At 73.1% G+C, this 20,365-nt stretch carries 16 protein-coding genes; 3 read left to right on the forward strand and 13 right to left on the reverse strand.

Features of this window, described 5'->3' with window-relative positions:
• Positions 1–31 precede the first annotated feature (31 nt).
• The gene (locus tag CK505_RS11510) at positions 32–1,477 is read right to left on the reverse strand and encodes a TrkH family potassium uptake protein (protein WP_241975598.1); all 1,446 of its coding nucleotides are present in this window, start codon (positions 1,475–1,477) and stop codon (positions 32–34) included.
• 133 nt (positions 1,478–1,610) lie between these two features.
• Between CK505_RS11510 and CK505_RS11515 the strand changes: the two genes are divergently transcribed.
• Positions 1,611–3,014, forward strand: a complete 1,404-nt coding sequence (locus tag CK505_RS11515; protein WP_232035380.1) for a TrkH family potassium uptake protein — start codon at positions 1,611–1,613, stop codon at positions 3,012–3,014.
• Positions 3,007–3,675 carry a TrkA family potassium uptake protein gene (locus CK505_RS11520; RefSeq protein WP_017832491.1) on the forward strand — a complete coding sequence of 223 codons (669 nt, stop codon included), beginning with the start codon at positions 3,007–3,009 and terminating at the stop codon, positions 3,673–3,675. Before CK505_RS11515 ends, CK505_RS11520 begins: the two co-directional genes overlap by 8 nt.
• 24 nt (positions 3,676–3,699) lie before the next feature.
• On the opposite strand, the gene proC is transcribed toward CK505_RS11520, so the two are convergent.
• From proC to CK505_RS11580, 12 genes are all read right to left on the reverse strand, one after another.
• Positions 3,700–4,536, reverse strand: a complete 837-nt coding sequence (gene proC, locus CK505_RS11525; RefSeq protein ID WP_095651139.1) for a pyrroline-5-carboxylate reductase — start codon at positions 4,534–4,536, stop codon at positions 3,700–3,702.
• A 101-nt stretch (positions 4,537–4,637) separates the two neighbouring features.
• Positions 4,638–5,513 carry a sugar phosphate isomerase/epimerase gene (locus CK505_RS11530; RefSeq protein ID WP_095651140.1) on the reverse strand — a complete coding sequence of 292 codons (876 nt, stop codon included), beginning with the start codon at positions 5,511–5,513 and terminating at the stop codon, positions 4,638–4,640.
• A complete protein-coding gene (locus CK505_RS11535; protein WP_035925036.1) occupies positions 5,510–6,487 on the reverse strand; it encodes a Ppx/GppA phosphatase family protein in 978 nt (325 codons plus the stop codon). Before CK505_RS11535 ends, CK505_RS11530 begins: the two co-directional genes overlap by 4 nt.
• A gap of 50 nt (positions 6,488–6,537) precedes the next feature.
• Positions 6,538–9,384 carry a type I DNA topoisomerase gene (gene topA, locus CK505_RS11540; protein WP_035925040.1) on the reverse strand — a complete coding sequence of 949 codons (2,847 nt, stop codon included), beginning with the start codon at positions 9,382–9,384 and terminating at the stop codon, positions 6,538–6,540.
• 199 nt (positions 9,385–9,583) lie between these two features.
• Positions 9,584–10,021: a pyridoxamine 5'-phosphate oxidase family protein gene (locus CK505_RS11545; RefSeq protein ID WP_017832495.1), complete on the reverse strand. Its 438-nt coding sequence runs from the start codon at positions 10,019–10,021 to the stop codon at positions 9,584–9,586.
• 60 nt (positions 10,022–10,081) lie between these two features.
• A complete protein-coding gene (locus CK505_RS11550) occupies positions 10,082–11,740 on the reverse strand; it encodes a methyltransferase (protein ID WP_255250941.1) in 1,659 nt (552 codons plus the stop codon).
• On the reverse strand, positions 11,737–12,711 hold the full coding sequence (locus tag CK505_RS11555) for a rhodanese-related sulfurtransferase (protein ID WP_095651142.1): 975 nt from the start codon (positions 12,709–12,711) through the stop codon (positions 11,737–11,739). Before CK505_RS11555 ends, CK505_RS11550 begins: the two co-directional genes overlap by 4 nt.
• Positions 12,712–12,767: 56 nt before the next feature.
• Complete coding sequence (locus tag CK505_RS11560; RefSeq protein WP_232035265.1) at positions 12,768–13,220, reverse strand: pyridoxamine 5'-phosphate oxidase family protein; 453 nt, start codon at positions 13,218–13,220, stop codon at positions 12,768–12,770.
• A gap of 136 nt (positions 13,221–13,356) precedes the next feature.
• Entirely contained in the window at positions 13,357–14,754 is a 1,398-nt protein-coding gene (locus CK505_RS11565) for an MFS transporter (RefSeq protein WP_095651143.1), read from the reverse strand.
• A gap of 283 nt (positions 14,755–15,037) precedes the next feature.
• Positions 15,038–16,297 carry a galactokinase gene (gene galK / locus CK505_RS11570; protein WP_095651144.1) on the reverse strand — a complete coding sequence of 420 codons (1,260 nt, stop codon included), beginning with the start codon at positions 16,295–16,297 and terminating at the stop codon, positions 15,038–15,040.
• Positions 16,294–17,436: a galactose-1-phosphate uridylyltransferase gene (gene galT / locus CK505_RS11575; protein WP_095651145.1), complete on the reverse strand. Its 1,143-nt coding sequence runs from the start codon at positions 17,434–17,436 to the stop codon at positions 16,294–16,296. Before galT ends, galK begins: the two co-directional genes overlap by 4 nt.
• The gene (locus CK505_RS11580) at positions 17,433–18,218 is read right to left on the reverse strand and encodes a DeoR/GlpR family DNA-binding transcription regulator (protein ID WP_095651146.1); all 786 of its coding nucleotides are present in this window, start codon (positions 18,216–18,218) and stop codon (positions 17,433–17,435) included. The genes galT and CK505_RS11580 overlap by 4 nt, the downstream gene beginning before the upstream one ends.
• Before the next feature lie 266 nt (positions 18,219–18,484).
• On the opposite strand from CK505_RS11580, the gene CK505_RS11585 reads away from it, so the two are divergent.
• Positions 18,485–20,284 carry an alpha-glucosidase gene (locus CK505_RS11585; RefSeq protein ID WP_017832503.1) on the forward strand — a complete coding sequence of 600 codons (1,800 nt, stop codon included), beginning with the start codon at positions 18,485–18,487 and terminating at the stop codon, positions 20,282–20,284.
• Positions 20,285–20,365: the final 81 nt, after the last annotated feature.

Genomic DNA, 20,365 nt, shown 5'->3' on the forward strand with positions numbered 1-20,365 from the left:
TGGGGTGGTGTGCCGGGCGAGCGCGGTGGACTCAGCCGATCAGCGGGCGTTCCTTGGGCAGTTCGTACAGGGCCTTCCGGGGACGGGCCGCCATGGCGGTGGCCACGGTGATGGGCCCCAGCCGGCCCAGGAACATCAGGGCGATGAGCACGCCCTGGGCCGCCGGCGAGAGATCCGCGGTGATGCCCGTGGACAGGCCCACGGTGGCGAACGCGGAGATCGTCTCGAACAGGATCCGGTCCAGGCCGATGTCCTCGTGCAGCAGCATCAACACCATCGTGGCGGTGGTCACCGCGCCCAGCGCCAGGACGACCACCGTGATCGCCTGGCGCTGCACCGACCGGGACAGGCGCTTGCCGAGGACGTGCACGGCCGTTCCCCCGGTGATCTCGGTCCAGGCGATGAAGCCGAGGACGGCGACGGTGGTGACCTTCAGCCCGCCGGCCGTCCCGGCGGGGCCGCCGCCGATGAGCATCAGGAGGTCCAGCCCCAGCCAGGACACCGGGTGCATCGCCGTGATGTCGATGCTGTTGAACCCGGCCGTACGGGCGATGGTGGACTGGAAGAACCCGGCCAGCAGCTTCTCGTCGGCCCGCATCGGCCCGAGGGTGGCGGGGTTGGACCACTCCACCGCGCACAGGAACACCGTGCCGGCGCCGAGCAGGGCCACGGTGGCGAACAGCACGATCCGGGTGTTCAAGCTCCACCGCCGGGGCCGGCGCCACTCCCGGCGCAGCTGGTAGAGCACCGGGAACCCCAGCCCGCCCAGGACCACGGCGACGACGATCGGCAGGTTGACCCAGGGGTCGGCGGCGAAGTCCATGATCGACAGGGTGTACAGGGCGAAGCCGGCGTTGTTGAACGCCGAGACCGCGTGGAACACGCCGTGCCACGCCGCCTGCCCCGGTCCGTACCCGTAGCCGGCGAAGAAGCGGAGGGCGAGCGCCGCGGCCACGACCGTCTCGATCAGCAGCGTGGTGGCGAGGATGCGCAGCAGCACCCGGCGCATGTCCCCGTAGCCGGGGTTCTTCGTCTCAGTCGAGCTCATGATCCGGGCCGTCAGGCCCAGCCGGCGGGCCAGGAGGATCCCGAGCACGGTGGCGAAGGACATCACCCCGAACCCGCCGATCTGGATCAGGGCCAGGATCACCGCCTGCCCGAACGGCGTCCAGTAGGTCGGCGTGTCCACCACGACCAGCCCGGTCACGCAGATCGCCGAGGTCGCGGTGAAGAACGCCTCCATGAACGACGCCCCGCCGGGGCCCGACCTCGCGACCGGGAGCATCAGCAGGACGGTGCCGACGGCCAGGGCGGTCGCGAACGCACCGATGATCAGCTGCGCCGTGCGCGCCGTGGTCACCTCCCGCGGATCGGTGCTCCGCCGTTGTCCCGGCCGGCGACCGTGGGGGGAGCGGATCCCGTGCCGTCGGGTCAGTCGACGGACCCGGGCGCGCAGCAGGGCCTCTTCCAGGGGCATGGGCGACAACCTACACCCGCGGCTGCCCGCCGCGGACGGGCTCGGGTGGAATACTGTCTCGGGTCGAGGCGAACGCCGCGGCCGCCGCCCCGCCCGGGCGGTCAGGACACCAGGAGGAGAGCCCGTGAGCCACCTGCAGCGCGCGCCCTGGGCCCGTCCGGAGGAGCGCGGCCGGTTCTGGCTGCTCACCTCGCTGCGCGACCTCGTGGACCGGATCGCGGCGGGCTCCCCCGCCCGGCTCGCCGTCATCTCCTTCGCCGCGGTCGTGTCCGTGTTCTCCTTCCTGCTGTGGCTGCCCGTGGCCTCGGCCCCCGGCGTCGTGACACCGGTCGAGGACGCCGTGTTCACGGCCACCTCCGCGGTCACCGTGACGGGCCTGACCACGGTGTCGACGGCGGCCAACTGGTCGTTCTTCGGCCAGTTCGTGATCCTGGTCGCGATGCAGATCGGCGGTCTGGGCACCCTCACCATGACCTCGATCCTGGCCCTGGCCATCGGTCGCAAGCTCGGCCTGAAGTCCCGGCTGATCACCCAGGAGGCCCTGAACATCGGGCGCCTGGGCGAGGTGGGCTCGCTCCTGCAGATCATCGTGCTGATGTCCGTGACGATCGAGGCGATCCTGGCCACGGTGCTGACGATCGGCTTCCTGGTGGTCGGGGAGCCGTTCCTCACGGCGCTCTGGCACGGGGTGTTCTACGCGGTCTCCGCGTTCAACAACGGGGGGTTCACCCCGCACTCGGACGGCCTCGTCCCGTACACGGACGCGGTGCTGATCCTCCTGCCGATCGCCCTGGGGGTCCTCCTGGGCTCCCTCGGCTTCCCCGTGGTCCTCGTGCTGCGGCAGACCGGGCTGCGCTTCTCGCGGTGGAACCTCAACACGAAGCTGGTGATCGTGACCACCACGATCCTGCTGTTCGTGGGGTGGGCCCTGTTCCTGGCCTTCGAATGGTCCAATCCGGACACCCTGCGGGACCGGCCCGTGCACGAGAAGATCTTCGAGGGCTTCTTCCACTCCGTCATGGTCCGCTCCGGGGGCTTCAACCTCGTGGACATGAACAGTCTGGAGCCGGTGACCCTGCTGATGACCGACGCGCTGATGTTCGCGGGCGGCGGCCCGGCCTCCGTGGCCGGCGGCATCAAGGTCACCACCCTCGCCGTGGTCTTCCTGGCGATCCTGGCCGAGGCCCGGGGCGACCGGTCCGTGATCGCGTTCTACCGGACCATCCCCGAGGACGCCCTCCGCATCGCGATCTCGGTGATCATGATGGGGGCGACCGTCGTCCTGGTGGGCTGCGGGATCCTCGTGGAGATCTCCGAGGAGCCGCTGGACCGGGTTCTGTTCGAGGTGATCTCCGCGTACGCGACGTGCGGTCTCAGCGTGGGGCTCTCCGGCGAGCTGCCCCCCGCCGGCAAGTACGTCCTGGTCCTGATCATGCTCATCGGGCGCATCGGCACGACCACCGTGGCCGCCGCCCTGGCGCTGCGCTCACGCCGGCGCCTCTACCGGTACCCCGAGGAAAGGCCCATCATTGGCTGACCGTTCGTCCCACAGCGTCCCCGTCCTGGTGATCGGCCTCGGCCGCTTCGGCACCGCCACCGCGCTCCAGCTCGCCCGCCAGGGCCGGGAGGTCCTGGGCGTGGAGCGGGACGCCCAGCTGGTCCAGAAGCTCTCCGGGCAGCTCACCCACGTGGTCGAGGCCGAGGCCACGGACATCGACGCCCTGCGCCAGCTGGGAGCGGCCGAGTTCGACTCCGCCGTGGTGGGCGTCGGCACGTCCATCGAGTCGAGCGTGCTCATCACGGCGAACCTCGTGGACCTCGGCGTGAGCCGGATCTGGGCGAAGGCCATCACGCCCTCGCACGGCAAGATCCTCTCCCGCATCGGGGCGCACCACGTGATCTTCCCCGAGGCGGACGCCGGGCGGCGCACCGCGCACCTGGTCTCGGGCCGGCTGCTGGACTACATCGAGTTCGACGACGACTTCGCGATCGTCAAGATGTATCCGCCGCGGGAGGTGCAGGGCTTCACGCTGGGCGACTCCAACGTCCGCTCCAAGTACGGCGTGACCGTGGTGGGCGTGAAGTCCCCGGGCGAGGACTTCACGTACGCCCGCCCCGACACCAAGGTCACCTCCCGCGACCTGCTGATCGTCTCGGGGCACGTGGACCTGCTCGAGCGCTTCGCGGCCCGCCCCTGACCCGGGGACCGGCCGGTCCGCGGCTCAGTCGCCGCTGAACTCGCGCGTGAGCTCCGCGGAGCGGTCCGCCGAGGCGCGGGCCGCGGAGGCCACGAGAGCCTCGAAGCCGTTGTCCTGGAAGGTCGTGATGGCCCGGTCCGTGGTGCCCTTGGGGCTCGTGACGGCCCTGCGCAGGGCCGCGGGGTCGGCCTCCGCCGGGCGCAGCAGCTCCCCGGCGCCGGAGACGGTCTCCTTCGCGAGGACCCGCGCGACGTCCGCCGGCAGCCCCATCCGCTCCCCCGCCTGCTGCATGGCCTCGGCCAGCAGGAACACGTAGGCGGGCCCGGAGCCCGAGACGCCGGTCACGGCGTCCACCTGCTCCTCGGGGACCTCGACCACGGTGCCCACGGCCTCGAGCACCTGGCGCACGGCCTCCGTCTGCTCGGGGCCGGTGGCGGCCCCCGGGGTCACCGAGACCACCCCGCGGCCCACGCTGGAGGGTGTGTTCGGCATCGTGCGCACGACCGGCTGGCCGGCGGGGAGGGCGCGCTCGAGGGCGCCGACGGAGATCCCCGCCGCTACCGAGGCCACGACCGTGCCGGGGCGCAGGGCGGGGGCGATCTCGCGGGCGAGGTCGAGGATGCCGACGGGCTTGACGCCGAGCAGCACGACGTCCGCCTCACGGGCGGCCCGCCGGTTGGCCTCGGGATCGTCCCCGGTGACGTAGGGCCGCACGCCCGTCTCGTCCTCGAGCCGGCGGGCGCTCTCCGCGGAGCGGACGGTGGCCCGGACCTGCTCGACGGGCACGCCGGAGGCCAGCACCCCCCGCAGGATGGATCCGTTCATGGAGCCGCAGCCCAGGAAGGCGAGCACAGGGGTCATGGTCGGTGAGGTCCTCTCATCGGTGGGATCGGAAAGGTGGAATCGGAACGGTGGGAACAGGACGGTGGGAACGGCGCCGGCGGGCCGGGTGCGCCCGGGCCTCAGCCCCGGCTGCCGTCCGCGCCCTCCGTGCCGTCGGGGCCGCCGGCGCTCGGGGCGCCGTCGGAGCGGCTCGTGTGCCGGCGGGCGAACTCGAGGGACTCCGCGAGCCACTGGGTGCGCTCGTCGGCGTTCTTCGAGCGGCGGGTCGAGACCTCGACCCCGATGATGCCCTGCCACCGGGTGGAGGCGAGGAACTCGAGGGACTCGGCCACCGGCTGCACCCCGTGGCCGGGCAGCAGGTGCTCGTCCGCCGTGGTCTCCCCCGACCCGTCGGTCAGGTGGACGTGGCCCAGCCGGGGGCCCAGTTCCCGGATGGCGGCCAGGGAGTCCATCCGGGCGGTGGCGGCGTGCGAGAAGTCCCACGTCACCCAGTCGTAGTCCAGGCCCAGCGGGCTGTAGTGCGGGGCGTAGACCACGGTGTCGCGGCCGCGGACCCGCCAGGGGTACATGTTCTCCACGGAGATCTTCACGCCGGTGGCCTGGGAGACCACCCGCACCCCCTCCACGAAGTTCGCGGCGTACCGGCGCTGCCACCGGAAGGGCGGGTGGACCACGACGACCTCCGCGCCCACCTGTTCGGTGAGCGCGGCCGCCATCTGGATCTTGGTCCACGACTTGCCCCACACCTGCTGGGTCAGCAGCAGGGTCGGGGCGTGGATGGTCGAGATGGGGAGCTGGTGGCGCTGCACGAGGTCCTGCAGCTGGTGGGTGAGCTGGCTCATCCGCTCGTGCGTGACGAGCACCTCCACGCTGTCGTAGCCCAGCTCCACGGCCGCCTCGAAGGTCTCCGGCACCCCGAGCGGATAGAGGGAGCTGGTGGACAGCGCCACGTGCGGACGGTACGGCTCCGGGGCGGCGCCCTGCTGCTCGCTCATGCCGCACCCACCAGGTGCCGGGGGTCCACGGTGCGGACGTCGGAGTGGCTGCTCAGCTGGTCCAGGCGGCGCAGGATCAGTCCCTCGCGGAGCGCCCACGGGCAGATCCGGATCGACTCGACGCCGTAGGCGTCCATCGCCGACTCCGCCACCACGGCGCCGGCGAGGATCTGCCGGGCCCGCGCGGCGGAGACCCCCGGCAGCTCGGCGCGCTCCTCCGGGGACATGGCCTCCATCCGGCGGGTCCACAGCCGCAGGTCCTCGAGGTGAAGGGTGCGGGGCACGTACGGGCCCATCTCGTACGGCGCCGCGCCGCAGATCCGGGCCAGGGAGCGGAACGTCTTGGAGGTGCCGGCCACGCAGGTGGGCTCCCCGGCCGCGCGGACCCGGTCGACCGCGGGCCGGAGCTCCTGGCGCACGTGCTTGCGCAGGGCCTTCATCTCCTTCGGGGTCGCGACGTCCCCGGCGACGAAGGTGCGGGTGAGCCGCCCCGCGCCGAGCGGGACCGAGGTCGCCACGGTGGGCAGCGCGTTGTCCCCCAGGGCCATCTCGAAGGACCCGCCGCCGATGTCGAGGTCGAGAACGGTCCCCGCGCCCCAGCCGAACCAGCGGCGCACCGCGAAGAACGTCACGGCCGCCTCCTGGTCCCCGGCCAGCTCCGTGAGGGTCACGCCGGAGCGGGACTGCACGTGGTCCAGCACCTGCGCCCCGTTGCCGGCCTCGCGGATCGCGGAGGTCGCGAAGGCGAGGAAGTCCTCGGCCCGGTTGTCCACGGCGAAGTCCCGGGCCTCGACCACGAACGCGGTGAGGGCGTCCCGGCCGGCGTCGGAGATGTTGCCGTCGGCGTCGAGGTACTGCACCAGCCGCAGGGCGAGCTTGTGGGACGCGTACGGCTCGGGCCGGGAGCCCGGGTAGACGTCGAGCAGGAGGAGGTGGACGGTGTTCGACCCCACGTCGAGGACTCCGAGACGCATGCCGTGGTGCTCCTTCGAGTTCCGTGTCCGTCCCGCGCGTGCGGAGCGGATCAGCCCTTGGACCCGGCGCGGGCGGGCTTGGCCGCCGCGGGCTTCTTGGCCGTGCTCTTCTTCGCCGTGCTGCTCCTGGCCGTCGTCCCCTTGGTCGTCGTCCCCTTGGCCGTGGACCGGGCCGCCTTCTTCGGGGCGGGGCCCTGGGCGCGCTTCTCCGCGAGCAGCTGGCTGGCGCGCGCCGGCGTGATCTGCTCCACGGTCTCGCCGCGCGGGACCGTCACGTTGGTCTCGCCGTCGGTGATGTAGGGGCCGAAGCGCCCGTCCTTGATGACCATGGGCCGTTCCGTGATCTGGTCGGTGCCGAGGTCCGCGAGCGGAGGCTTGGCGGCGCCGCGGCCGCGCTGCTTGGGCTGGGCGTAGATCGCCAGGGCCTCCTCGAGGGTGACCGTGAACAGCTGCTCCTCGGACTGCAGGGAGCGCGAGTCGCCGCCCTTCTTCAGGTAGGGGCCGAAGCGGCCGTTCTGCACCGTGATCTCGTTGCCCTCGGCGTCCGTGCCCAGCGTGCGCGGCAGGGACAGGATCTTGAGCGCGTCCTCGAGGGTCACGTCCTGCAGCGTCATCGTGGAGAGCAGGGAGCCCGTGCGGGGCTTCTCCTTGACCGGCTTCTTCGGGGGCTTGGGCTTGCCGTTCTTGTAGTACTCGACGGGCTGGGCCGCGAGCTCCTCGGCGGTGGGCTCGGGGATCACCTCGGTGACGTAGGGCCCGTAGCGGCCGTCCTTGGCCACGATGGCGCGCCCGGTCACGGGGTCGCGGCCGAGCTCCCGGCCGTCGGCCTTGCCCGTCTCGATGAGCTCGCGCGCCTTGTCGGGCGTGAGCTCGTCGGGGGCGAGGTCCTCCGGCACGTTGGCCCGGATCGGGTCGGTGATCTCCCCGGTCTCCGGGTCGACGGCGCCGGCCACCTCCAGGTAGGGGCCGAACTTGCCGACCCGCAGGGTGATGTCCTCGGTCACGGGGATGGAGTTCACGGCGCGGGCGTCGATCTCGCCGAGGTCGTCGACGATGGGCTTGAGCCCGTTCTCGTGGCCCTGGGAGCCGAAGTAGAAGTCCTGCAGCCAGTCGGTGCTGTCCTCCTCGCCGCGGGCGATCCGGTCGAGGCCCTCCTCCATCTCCGCCGTGAAGTCGTAGTCCACGTAGTCGGAGAAGTGCTCCTCGAGCAGGCGCACCACGGAGAACGCGGTCCACGAGGGGATGAGCGCGGAGCCCCGCACGCGGACGTAGCCGCGGTCCATGATCGTGGAGATGGTCGCCGCGTAGGTCGAGGGCCGGCCGATGCCGAGCTCGTCGAGGACCTTCACGAGGGACGCCTCGGTGTAGCGCGGCGGCGGCGAGGTGCGGTGCCCGTCCGCCTCGACCTCGGTGGCGTCCAGGCGGTCGCCCTCCGCCATGCGCGGGAGCCGCTTGTCGCCGTCCTTGGCGCCGTCCTTGTCCGTGGCGGGGTCCTCGTCCCGGCCCTCCTCGTAGGCGGCCAGGAAGCCGCGGAACGTGATGACGGTGCCGGACGCGGAGAACTCGGCGTCCCGGCCGGCCGAGGACGTCGCCCCGAGCCGCACGGTCGCCGTCGACCCCTTGGCGTCGGCCATCTGGGAGGCCACGGTGCGCTTCCAGATCAGCTCGTAGAGCCGGAACGCGTCCGCGGAGAGCTCGCCGCGGACCTGGTTCGGGGCGCGGAAGGAGTCCCCCGCGGGGCGCACGGCCTCGTGCGCCTCCTGCGCGTTCTTCGACTTGGAGCTGTAGAGCCGCGGGGAGCCGGGCACGAAGTCGGCGCCGTAGAGCTCCGTGGCCTGGCGCCGGGCGGCCGTGACCGCCTGGTCGGACAGCGCCACGGAGTCGGTGCGCATGTAGGTGATGTAGCCGTTCTCGTACAGCTTCTGCGCCACCTGCATGGTGGTGCGGGAGGTGAAGCGCAGCTTGCGCGCCGCCTCCTGCTGCAGCGTGGAGGTGGTGAACGGGGCGGCCGGGCGGCGTGTGTAGGGCTTGGTCTCCAGCGACCGGACCGTGAACGCCGCGTCCTCGAGACCGGCGGCCAGTTCGCGGGCGGCCTGCTCGTCCAGGTGCGCGAGCTTGTCCGCGGCGCCCTTGAGCACGCCGTCGTCGCCGAAGTCGCGGCCGCCCGCCACCCGCTTGCCGTCCACGGAGGAGAGCCGGGCGCTGAAGGCGGTGCCGGCGTCCTCGCCGTCGGTGCGCGCGAACGTCCCGCTGAGGTCCCAGTAGTCGGCGGGCACGAACGCCATGCGCTTGCGCTCCCGCTCCACGACCAGGCGGGTGGCCACGGACTGCACGCGCCCGGCGGACAGGCCCGAGGCGATCTTGCGCCACAGCACCGGGGAGATCTCGTAGCCGTAGAGCCGGTCGAGGATGCGCCGGGTCTCCTGCGCGTCGACCAGGTCCTGGTCGAGCTCGCGCAGCTCCCCGAAGGCCCGCTCGATGGCCTCGCGGGTGATCTCGGAGAAGGTCAGCCGGTAGACGGGGATCTTGGGCTTGAGCACCTCCAGGAGGTGCCACGCGATGGCCTCCCCCTCGCGGTCGCCGTCGGTGGCGAGGTAGAGGGCGTCCGCGTCCTTGAGCTTGCGCCGGAGCTCGGTGACCTTCTTCTTCTTGTCCGGGTTCACCACGTAGTACGGCTCGAAGCCGTGCTCCACGTCCACCGCGAACTTGCCGTAGGGACCCTTCTTGAGCTCCGCCGGCAGCTCCGAGGGCTGCGGGAGGTCGCGGATGTGCCCCATCGAGGACTCGACCTCGTAGGCGTCGCCGAGGTACCCGGCGATGGTCTTGACCTTGGAGGGGGACTCCACGATGAGCAGGCTCTTGCCCGTTCCCGGGCTCTGGGTGGCCTTCGTTGGCACGGTACTCCTTGCTGCGGTCCGCGGTGCCGCGGGCCGCGGCGCTGCTGGACGTCGGGTCGAACGGGCGGGCGTCGGCCCGCCGTTGCGCTCCACCATAACGCCTCACCGCCGTCAACCCCGGCGCGGCGGGGACCCGGAGGACATCGGCGTCCCCGGGCGGGTCGCACGGGCCGCCCGGCCCGGGCGGCCCGGACCGGTCTCAGGAGGGGTAGCGCTCGGGCTCGTCGCCGATCGTGAACTCGCGGCCCGTGGCGTGCTCCACGTCGATGACCACGAAGTTGTACTTCAGCGTGGGCGCCCACGGCCTGAGCGGCAGCTCCTCCGCGGCGTCGATCTCGGCGCGCGTCTCGAGCCGGCGGGCCCGGCCGTGGACCACCACGGAGCGCACGACGTGCTCCTCCGAGACCTCGTCGATCTCGAACGCCACCTGGTCGTTGACGATGAGGCTCGAGAGCTTGGAGCCCTGGGCCGTGCGGAAGTACAGCTTGCGCTGGTGGACCACGTAGTTCACCGGGAAGATGTCCACGAGACCGGCGGCCTCGACGGCCAGCCGGCCGAAGGGGTGCTGCTCGAGGAGCTGCCAGACGGTGTCCTTGTCGAGGGTCTTGATGGGGTTCAGGTTGTCTCCGATGCTCATGCTCCCATCCTCCCACCCCCACCGTCGCGGCGCCGCCTGCTCATCCGCCCACAACGTCGCTCAGGCGGCGGGCGGCACCGGCTCGTGCGGCACGAGGAAGCCGTCGAGCACGAGGTGCCGGACCTCCTCGGTCAGCCGCTGCCGCTCCTCGCCCGCCCAGTCCAGCAGGGCGGCGAGCGCCCCGAAGATCTGCCGGGCGCTCAGCTCGCCGTCGCAGGCCCCGGCGAAGCCCGCGGCCTCGCTCGAGAGCACCACGGTCCGGCGCAGCCCGGCCCCCTGCCGGAGCAGGATCACGCCGGGGTGCTCCGCGCCGGGGCGCTGGTGGCGCTCCTCGGTGACGTCCTCGGCGGCCACGAGGTGGGCGTCCAGCCAGTCCTGGGGGTGCGCGGCGAGCCAGTCGGCCCGTTCCCACGCGGCGGCGAGCGCGGGGGCGAGCGGCTGCTGGACCGGGTGGGGGACGTGCTCGAAGCGGCGGAGCGCGCCCCCGGGCCGGGCCCGGGACGGGCGGCGGAGGCGGATCATCCCGAAGCCAACGGCCTCGACGCCGCGGGCGGCGAAGTCGTCGAGATAGGCGCGGTAGGCGCGTTCGTAGTGCTCGAGGTCGCGGGACTCCGCCGCGTCCCGCAGCCACGTCTCGGCGTACTCCTCCGGGCCGGCCAGCTCCCGCTGGACGAACCAGGCGTCGACGCCCTCGGGCACCCACTGCTCGGGCCGCTGCGCCCAGCGCTCGGCGGCCGGCCGCGCGTCCCCGGGCGGCGGGGCGAGGACCTCCCAGTTGCCGAGCAGGTGGGCAGTGGCCCCGGGGGCCATGACCCCGGGCAGCCCCCGCACCAGGTCGGCCACGATCCGGTCCCCCGGCAGACCGCCGTCCCGGTAGGTGTAGCGGTCGAGAGGGGTCTCCCCGGCGGGGCGCGGGGTGATGACGAACGGCGGGTTGGACACCACGAGGTCGAACCGCTCACCGCGCACGGGCTCCAGGAGGGATCCCGCCCGCAGGCTCACGCGGTCCTCGAGCCGGTCGGGGTCGATCCCGAGCGCCTGCGCGTTGAGCAGCAGGTTGAACCGGGTGAAGCCCAGGGCCCGGTCCGAGACGTCGGTGGCGGTCACGTGCCCCGCGTGCGCGAGCAGGTGGAACGTCTGGATGCCGCACCCGGTCCCCAGGTCCAGCGCCCGGTCCACCCGGCGGCGGTCGGTCGTCTGGGCCAGCGTCAGGGAGGCCTGGCCGATGCCCAGCACGTGGTCGCGGCGCAGCACGCCGGGGCGCTGGGACTCCCCCAGGTCGCTCGCCACGTACAGCTCCGTCCCGTCGTCGGAGGCGTGGGGGCGCAGGTCCACGGTGGAGCGCAGCCCGCCCTCCGTCTCCTCGGCGAGGCCCAGGCCCACGAGCTGCTCCGGGCGCACCGGGGCGGGCGCGAGCGTCTCCACGGGGACGGTGCGGCCGAGCAGGAAGAGCGAGACGACCCCGGCGAGGCACCGGTCCGGGTGCCCGGGCGTGCGGAGGGCCGGCTCGAGGACCCGCAGGGCGGGCACCGCCTGGTCCCGTGCGAGCGCGTCCATGGCGGCCTCCCCCAGCAGCTCCGCCACGCGGTCGTGGGTGAAGCCCGTCCGGCGGAGGGCGTCGTGCAGCTCGGCCGGCGCCCGCGGGTCGTCGGAGGCGGGGGTCCCCGGGACCCGGGAGAAGGCCGGCGCCGCGGAGGGGCCGGGGGCGGCGGGGCTCATGCGGCGCCCGTCGGCACGGGCACGGGCACGGGGGCGGGGGCGGGTGCGACGGCGACCGGGGCGCCGTCGCCGGCCCCCGGTGCCGTGGCGGTGCCGCACCCGGCCGGGCAGGTGAGCCGCGGCCGCTCCTCGAGGCAGGCCGGGCACGCGAGCACGAGGGCGCGGCAGGTGCCGTCCGCGCAGTTGACGAAGCGGTTCGCGGGGCCGGCGCACCGGTCGCAGCGCCCGATCGTGACCGCGGCCGGGGTGAACCGCACGTGCATGCGCCGGTCGAAGACGTACAGGGACCCCTCCCACAGCCCACGGTCCCCGCGCTCGCGGCCGTACTCGGCGATGCCGCCGTCGAGCTGGTAGACCTCCTGGAAGCCGCGGTTGCGCATCAGTGCGGAGAGCACCTCGCACCGGATCCCGCCGGTGCAGTAGGTGACCACGGGCCGGGTCTTGAGGTGGTCGTACTTCCCGGAGTCCAGCTCGGCCACGAAGTCGCGGGTGTGCGCCACGTCCGGGACCACGGCCCCGCGGAAGCGCCCGATCCGGGCCTCGTGGGCGTTGCGCCCGTCGAAGAACACGACGTCCTCGCCGCGGCGGGCCACGAGCTCGTCCACGGCGTCGGGCGCCAGGCGGGTGCCGCCGCCGACCACGCCGTGCTCGTCGACCGCGAGCTCGCCGGGCGCGCCGAAGGACACGAGCTCGTCCCGGACCTTGACCGACAGCCGCGGGAAGTCCTCGGCCGAGCCGTCCGACCACTTGAACACCGTGTCCCGGAGACCGGGGTGGGAGCGGGTGGTGCGGGCGTACTGCTTGAGCGCCCCGACCTCACCGCCCACGGTGGCGTTGAGCCCGTGCGGGGAGACGATGATCCGCCCGCGCAGGCCCAGCCTCTCGCACAGGGCGCGCTGCCAGAGCATCACGGCCGTGGGGTCGGGGAGCGGGGTGAAGACGTAGTGCAGGACGATCCGGTGCTGTGCCACGGGTCCAGGCTACAAGCGCGGCGGGGCGTCCGGCGCCGAGCGGTCCGGGCGCCGGGTCAGTGGCCCAGGTGGAACACGCGGCCGGTGACCTTCGTGGGGGCCACCTCCACGTACTCGAGCTTGGTGGTCCCGACCCACGGCCGCAGCGGCAGCTCGTCCACCCGGTCGGTCTCCTCCGGGTCGGTCAGCTGGCGGGCCGTGCCGCGCACGATCACGGACCAGGCCTCCCCGCCCTGTGCCTGGTCGACCTGCACGGCGACGTGCTCGTTGAGCACCAGGTGCAGCAGCTTGGTGCCCTTGGCGGTGCGGAAGTAGATCTTCCCGTCGTCGGCCACGAGGTTGATGGGGGTGATCTCGATCTCGTCGCCGTCCATGGTGGCGATCCGGCCGAAGCGTGCGCTGTAGAGGTGCTCCCAGCACTGCTCCGGGGTCAGCTCCGTGACCGGCGGCCGGTGCGCCCGGGCCTCCTTGTCGGGATTGTGCCCGGAGATGTTCATGGGGTTGCTCATGCGGTCATTCTGGCACGGGGCCTCCGCGGGCGTGACCCGTGTCATGTTCGTGACCGGGGCCCGGTCCGGGACGGGCGGACGCCCCGGCCGGGGTGACCGGCCGGGGCGTCCGCCATCGTCAGCGCTTCCGGAGCGTTCAGCGGCCGGAGGCGGTGCCCGCCCCCTGCAGCCGCTCCAGCTCGGCCGCCTCGGTGCGGGTGGTGTGCAGGTCGTCGATCTGGCCCAGGGTCCTGTCCTTGGTCTCCTTGGCCGTCAGGGCGGCGGCCACGGCGACCAGGCAGGCGCCGGTGACGAACCCCGCCACGCCCAGCCAGTTGTCCCCCTCGGCCCCAGCCAGGGAGCTGGCCAGGACGGGGGCGAAGCCGCCGGAGATCGCGAAGCCGATCTGGGTGCCCAGGGCCAGCCCCGTCACGCGCACCCGGGTGGGGAACATCTCCGCGTAGAAGGAGGGCCAGATGCCGTTGGACATGGAGTAGAAGAAGCCGGACATGACGGCGCCGAGGAGGAAGATCAGCGTCCAGTTCCCGGCGTGGACGGCGGCCAGGTAGGGATACATCATCGCGGCCGCGCCGGCCGCCCCGGTGATGAACACCGGCTTGCGCCCGACCCGGTCGGCGACCGTGGCCGCCACGGGGATCACGAGCAGGGCCACGGCGTTGGCGATGACGGAGACCCAGAGCATGGTCGAGCGGTCCAGGCCCACCACGGAGGTGGCGAAGGACAGCGACCACACCAGGAAGACCACGTTGACGGTGTTGATCATCGCGGCCGCGGCCACGCGCAGCACCGCGGTCTTGTGGTGCTTGAACATCAGGGCGAGGGGGGTGGCCGGCTTCTCGCCGGGCAGCACGGCCCGGGCCTGCTCGAAGGCGGGCGGCTCCTCCAGGTGGCGGCGGATCAGATAGGCCACGACCACCACGACGGCGGAGAGCCAGAACGGGACCCGCCAGCCCCAGCTGAACAGCTGCTCCTCGGTGAGCACGAGCGTGAAGGGGATGAAGACGGCGGTGGCGAGGAGGGTGCCGAACTGGGTGCCCTGCAGCGTCCAGCTCGTGGTGAAGGCCCGCCGGTGCTCCTCGGAGTGCTCCAGCGAGACCGAGATCGCGCTGGCCTGCTCGCCGGAGGCCGACAGCCCCTGGATGACACGGCAGGTCACGAGCAGGGCCGGGGCCAGCAGCCCGGCCTGGTCGTAGGTCGGCAGGCAGCCGACGGCGAAGGTGCCGGCGCCCATCATGAACAGGGTCAGCATCAGCACGAACTTGCGCCCGAACCGGTCGCCGAGGGGACCCATGATGAGGGCCCCCAGGGGCCGGACGACATAGGCGACGCCCACGGTGCCCATCGACAGCAGGATCGCCACCCCGGGGGACGTGTCGGCCGGGAAGAACAGGTGGTTGAGCACCAGGGCGGCGGCCGTCCCGTAGACGGCGAAGTCGTAGTACTCCAGGGCGGAGCCGATCCAGCTGGCCAGGGCCGCCTTCTTCGGGGTCTTGCCGTGGGTCGCGGCCGCGGCCGGTGGAGGAGCGTTGTGCATGGGAGGTCCTTCGCTGAGGGCACCCCGGACGGCGGGGGCACGGGACGTGAGCGGAGCTGGAGAGAGGTGCACCGGCGGGTGGACGGGTTCGCGAGGAGCCCGGCCGGCCGGACCGTTGCCATATGCTGGCAACTGTGTTTATATCTTGAACACAAGGATGATCCAGATCACACTGCACGTCAAGAGTGCGCCCTGCGATGACGCCGGCCCCGGGCCCAGTGGGCCCGGGGCCGAGGAGCAGTGGCGCGGTGCCACCGACGTCGTCCTGCGGAGGATCCGCGCCTCACCGCACCCGGCCGGCACCCTCCCCCGGCACGACGACGAAGACGTCCGGCGCCCGGTGACCCCGGTCCGCGAAGGCCTCGGCGACCGCGTTCCCGACCTGCTCCGCCCGCGCCGCGGGCACGAGGGCGATCGCGGAGCCGCCGAAGCCCCCGCCGGTCATCCGTGCGCCGGCGGCCCCGGCGGCCAGGGCCGCGTCGACGGCGAGGTCGAGCTCGGGGCAGGAGATCTCGTAGTCGTCCCGCATCGAGGCGTGGGAGGCGACCAGCAGCTCCCCGATGCCCCGGACGTCCCCGGCCCGCAGCCGCCGGACCGCCTCCAGGACCCGGCGGTTCTCGCTGAGCACGTGCCGGACCCGGCGGGCGGTCTCCTCGTCCAGTCCGCTCAGGTCGGTCCCGTCCGGGACGTCGCGCAGGGAGACCGCTCCGAGGGCGGCGGCCCCGCGCTCGCAGGAGGCGCGCCGGGCGGCGTAGCCGCCGTCGGCGTGGGAGTGGGCGACCTTCGTGTCGACCACCAGGACGGCGAGCCCGTGCCGGGCCACCGGCAGCGGCACGAGCTCGGCCTCCTGGGTGCGGCAGTCCAGGAACAGCGCCGCGCCGGCCCGGCCGCGCAGGGAGGCCGACTGGTCCATGATCCCGGTCGGGGCGCCGACGAACTCGTTCTCCGCCCGCTGCGTCAGCCGCGCCATCGCCGGCCGGTCCAGATCCAGTCCGAGCAGGTCGTTCAGGGCCACGATCGTGGCGACCTCCACGGCGTGCGAGGAGGACAGGCCCGCGCCCACGGGGACGGTCGAGTCCAGCAGCAGCTCGAACCCGGGCACCTCCACCCCGTCGAGGCCGGCGAGCACGTGCACCACGCCGGCCGGGTACGCCCCCCAGCCGCCGACCGCCCCGGGGGCGAGCCCGGGGATCCGGAACCGGGCCCGGGACAGCCCCCCGCCGTCGGGGGCGTACGTGGAGGCCAGGTCGACGACGTCGTGCCGGATCGCGTCCTCGCCCTGCCCGGTCCGCCGCCCCTGCTCCGCGTCCCGGCGCAGCCGGACGGCGACCATCGCCGAGCGGTCGATGGCGAAGGGCAGCACGAAGCCGTCGTTGTAGTCGGTGTGCTCCCCGATGAGGTTCACCCGCCCCGGGGCACGCCACACCCCGTCCGGGGCGTGGCCGTAGACCTCGGTGAAGCGGCGGGAGAGCTCCTCCGCCCGGGCGGCGTCGTCCTGGCCTGCCTGCCGAGCGGCCGGCTGGGGGGTGTGCTGTCCGGTCATCGTGCGGCCTCCCTCAGGCGTGCGGCGGTCTGCTCGGCGGTGACGTCGTTGATGAACGCCCCCATGGCGGCCTCGGAGCCGGCCAGGAACTTCAGCTTGTCCTCGGCCCGGCGCGGGCTGGTGAGCTGCAGGTGCAGCCGCCCGGCCTCCCGGTCCGCCGTGTTCACGGGGGTCTGGTGCCAGGCGGCGATGTAGGGGGTCGGCGTGTCGTAGAGCCGGTCCACCCGTTGCACCAGATCGCGGTAGAGGACCGCCAGCTCGTCCCGCTCGGCCCCGGTCAGCGCCGCCAGGTCGGGGACCTGCCGGTGCGGGACGAGGTGGACCTCCAGCGGCCACCGCGCGGCGTAGGGCACATAGGCCGAGAAGTGCTCGCCCGCCAGCACCATCCGGTCCCCGGCGGCGGTCTCGTCGGCCAGGACCTCGCCCATCAGCGTCCGCCCCGTGGCCTCGAGGTGCGCCCGGGAGCGGGCCGCGAGCCGGGCCGCGTGCGGGGCCGGATAGGGATAGCCGTAGATCTGCCCGTGCGGGTGGTGCAGGGTCACCCCGATCTGCTCACCCCGGTTCTCGAACGGGAACACGTGCCGGACCCCGGCCATGGCCGAGAGCTCCTCGGTGCGCTGGGCCCAGGCCTCCACCACGGTGCGCGCCCGCTCGGAGGACAGGGACGCGAAGGAGCCCTGGTGCTCCGGGGTGAACACCACCACCTCGCACCGCCCCACGGCCGGGGACGGGACTCCCCACAGGGACCGCTCCCCCACCTGTCGCGGGTCCGGCAGCTCGGCCAGCTCCGGGCCCAGCGAGGGGAAGCGGTTCTCGAAGACGACCACGTCGAAGTCCTCGACGGGGATCTCCGACTCCCGACCGCCCACGGACGGGCACAGCGGGCACTGGTCGGCCGGGGGCAGGTAGGTGCGCGCCTGCCGGTGGGCGGCCACCGCCACCCACTCCCCCGTCAGCCGGTCGAAGCGCACCTCACCGCCACCGGACCGGGCGTCCAGGGGCCGGCGGTCCACCACGTGCTCCACGGGCGGGGTGCCGCGGTCGGAGAAGAACACGGCCTCCCGCCCGTCGGCGAGGTGGTGGGTCCAGTGCGCGATCAGCAGTGCGGCGGCGCGCTCGGCGGGGGCGGGAGAGGTCATCGGACGGGCTCCAGTCGCAGGTCGGGGACGTGCTGGCTCAGGGTCTCGCGGTCGGCGGCGCCCAGACCGTCGTCGGTCACGACCGTGTCGACCTCCTCGAGACCGGCGATGCGGTACAGGCCGGACAGGCCCCACTTCGTGGAGTCGGCCAGCACCACGCTGCGGTCGCAGCGCTCCAGGAAGAGGCGGTTGATCTCGGCCTCCATCATGTTCGGAGTGGTCAGCCCGTCGCGCTCGGACAGCCCGTGCACGCCCAGGAAGGCCAGGTCCACGTGCAGGGTGCGCAGGGCCGCGGTGGCCAGCGGGCCCACCAGGGCGTCCGAGGGCGTCCGCACCCCGCCCAGCAGGACCACCGTCTGCCCCGTGGCGGGCGCGTCCTGGAGCACGTCCGCGATCCGCGGGGAGTTCGTCACCACCGTGATGTCGCTGACGCGGCGCAGGGCCCGGGCCAGCGCGAAGGTGGTGGTCCCGGAGTTCAGCGAGACGGACATGCCCGGTCGCACCATCGCCTCGGCGGCGGCGGCGATGGCCGCCTTCTCCGGCAGCTGCAGCTCGGACTTGTGCGTGAATCCGGGCTCGGCCGCGGAGGATCCCGCCGGCAGCTTCGCCCCGCCGTGGACCTTCTGCAGCTCCCCGTCCCGAGCCAGCCGGTCCAGGTCCCGGCGCACCGTCATGTCGGACACGCCCAGCTCGGCGACCAGGTCCGCGACCCGCACCGCACCGGAGGCGCGCACGCGGTCGAGGATCTCCCGCCGTCGGCGGTCGGGGAGCATCTCGGTCATCCGTTCTCCGGGTTCGTCGAGCCGTCCGTGCGGTGGAGTGCAGTGCGGCACGCGGACCGACGCCACCCTCGGGGTGTTGATTCGAACATATCACGCGTGTATTTATGTTGCTTCCGGTTCGGGCTCGGCGGTGTTGCCGGCGCACTCCGTTCGAGCAGACTGGTCGGGTATCGAGACCGCTCGCGGCTGCACGACGACGCCGCCACGCCGGGGGCCGTTGCCTGCCGACGGGCGGTCGTCAGCGGCGTCACCCGAGGAGCAGCCGAATGAGCACCCGCACCCAGCAGCAGGACATCACCGCGCAGCGGCCCGGCACCGGCAGCGGCGCCGGGGAGACCCCCGCGTGGTGGACCGACGCGGTCGTCTACCAGATTTACCCCCGCTCCTTCGCGGACTCCGACGGCGACGGGATCGGCGACCTCGGGGGCATCATCGCCCACCTCGACCACCTGCAGGACCTGGGCGTGGACGTCGTCTGGCTGTCCCCGATCTACTCCTCCCCGCAGGACGACAACGGCTACGACATCAGCGACTACCAGGACATCGACCCGGTCTTCGGCACCCTCGAGCAGTTCGACGAGCTGCTCGGGGCGGTGCACGCCCGCGGCATGAAACTGGTGATGGACCTCGTGGTCAACCACACCTCCGACGAGCACCCGTGGTTCGTCGAGTCCCGCTCCTCGCCGGACTCGCCGAAACGGGACTGGTACTGGTGGCGCGCTCCCCGCCGGGGGATGGAGGCCGGCGCGCCGGGCGCGGAGCCGACGAACTGGCAGAGCTTCTTCTCGGGTTCCACCTGGGAGCTGGACGAGGCCTCCGGGGAGTACTACCTGCACCTGTTCTCCCGCAAGCAGCCGGACCTGAACTGGGAGAACCCCGAGGTGCGGCAGGCCGTCCACGCCATGATGCGCTGGTGGCTGGACCGCGGCGTGGACGGCTTCCGCATGGACGTCATCAACATGATCAGCAAGGACGTCGCCGAGGACGGCCACCTGCACGACGGGCCCCCGGTGGACGGGACGCCCTGGGGCGACGGCTCCGCGTCCTACCTGTGCGGTCCCCGGATCCACGAGTTCCTCCAGGAGATGCACCGCGAGGTCTTCGCCGGCCGGGACGCCGAGCTCATCACGGTGGGCGAGATGCCCGGCGTCACCGTGGAGCAGGCCCAGCTCTTCACCGATCCGGCCCGCGCCGAGGTGGACATGGTCTTCCAGTTCGAGCACGTGGGCCTCGACCACGGGCCCGGCGGGAAGTTCGACCCCGAGCCGCTGCGCCTGACGGACCTGAAGGCCTCGCTGGGCCGCTGGCAGGAGGGCCTGGAGGAGGTCGGCTGGAACTCCCTGTACTGGAACAACCACGACCAGCCCCGCGCGGTCTCCCGCTTCGGCGACGACAGCCCCGAGCACCGGGTGGCCTCCGCGACCTGCCTGGCCACCCTGCTGCACCTGCACCGCGGCACGCCCTACGTGTACCAGGGCGAGGAGCTGGGCATGACCAACGCACCGTTCGAGACGATCGAGGACTTCCGCGACATCGAGTCGGTCAACCACTACCGCCACGCCGTGGCCGCCGGCGCGGACCCCGCCGGGGTGCTGCGCGGACTGCGCTGGTCGAGCCGGGACAACGCCCGCACCCCGGTCCAGTGGACCGCGGGCGCGAACGCCGGGTTCACCACCGGCACCCCGTGGATCGCGGTCAACCCGAACCACGACGAGGTCAACGCCGAGGCCGCCCGGGCCGAGCCGCACTCGGTGTTCCACCACTACCGGCGACTCATCGAGCTGCGGCACACCGAGCCCGTGGTCGCCCTGGGCGACTTCACCATGCTGGCCCCCCACCACGAGCAGCTCTACGCCTTCACCCGGCGGCTCGGGGACGTCGAGCTGCTGGTGCTCGCCAACGTCTCGGGCGAGGAGGTCCGCACCGAACTGCCCGAGGGCTGGGCCGGCGCCGAGCTGCTGATCGGCAACCGCCCCGACGGCGTGGTCCCCGGCGACGAGGGGCTGCTGCGGCCGTGGGAGGCCCGCGTGCACCGGCGGACCCGGGGCGCGGACACGCAGGGCTGAGACGCGCCGCAGCGGCAGGGCGCCACCGCGCCGCGGCGCCGCACGGAGCCGCCGGGACAGCACCGAGCGCCTTTGCCCTGG

It is taken from the genome of Kocuria sp. WN036 (assembly GCF_002287015.1).
Classification (GTDB): domain Bacteria; phylum Actinomycetota; class Actinomycetes; order Actinomycetales; family Micrococcaceae; genus Kocuria; species Kocuria rosea.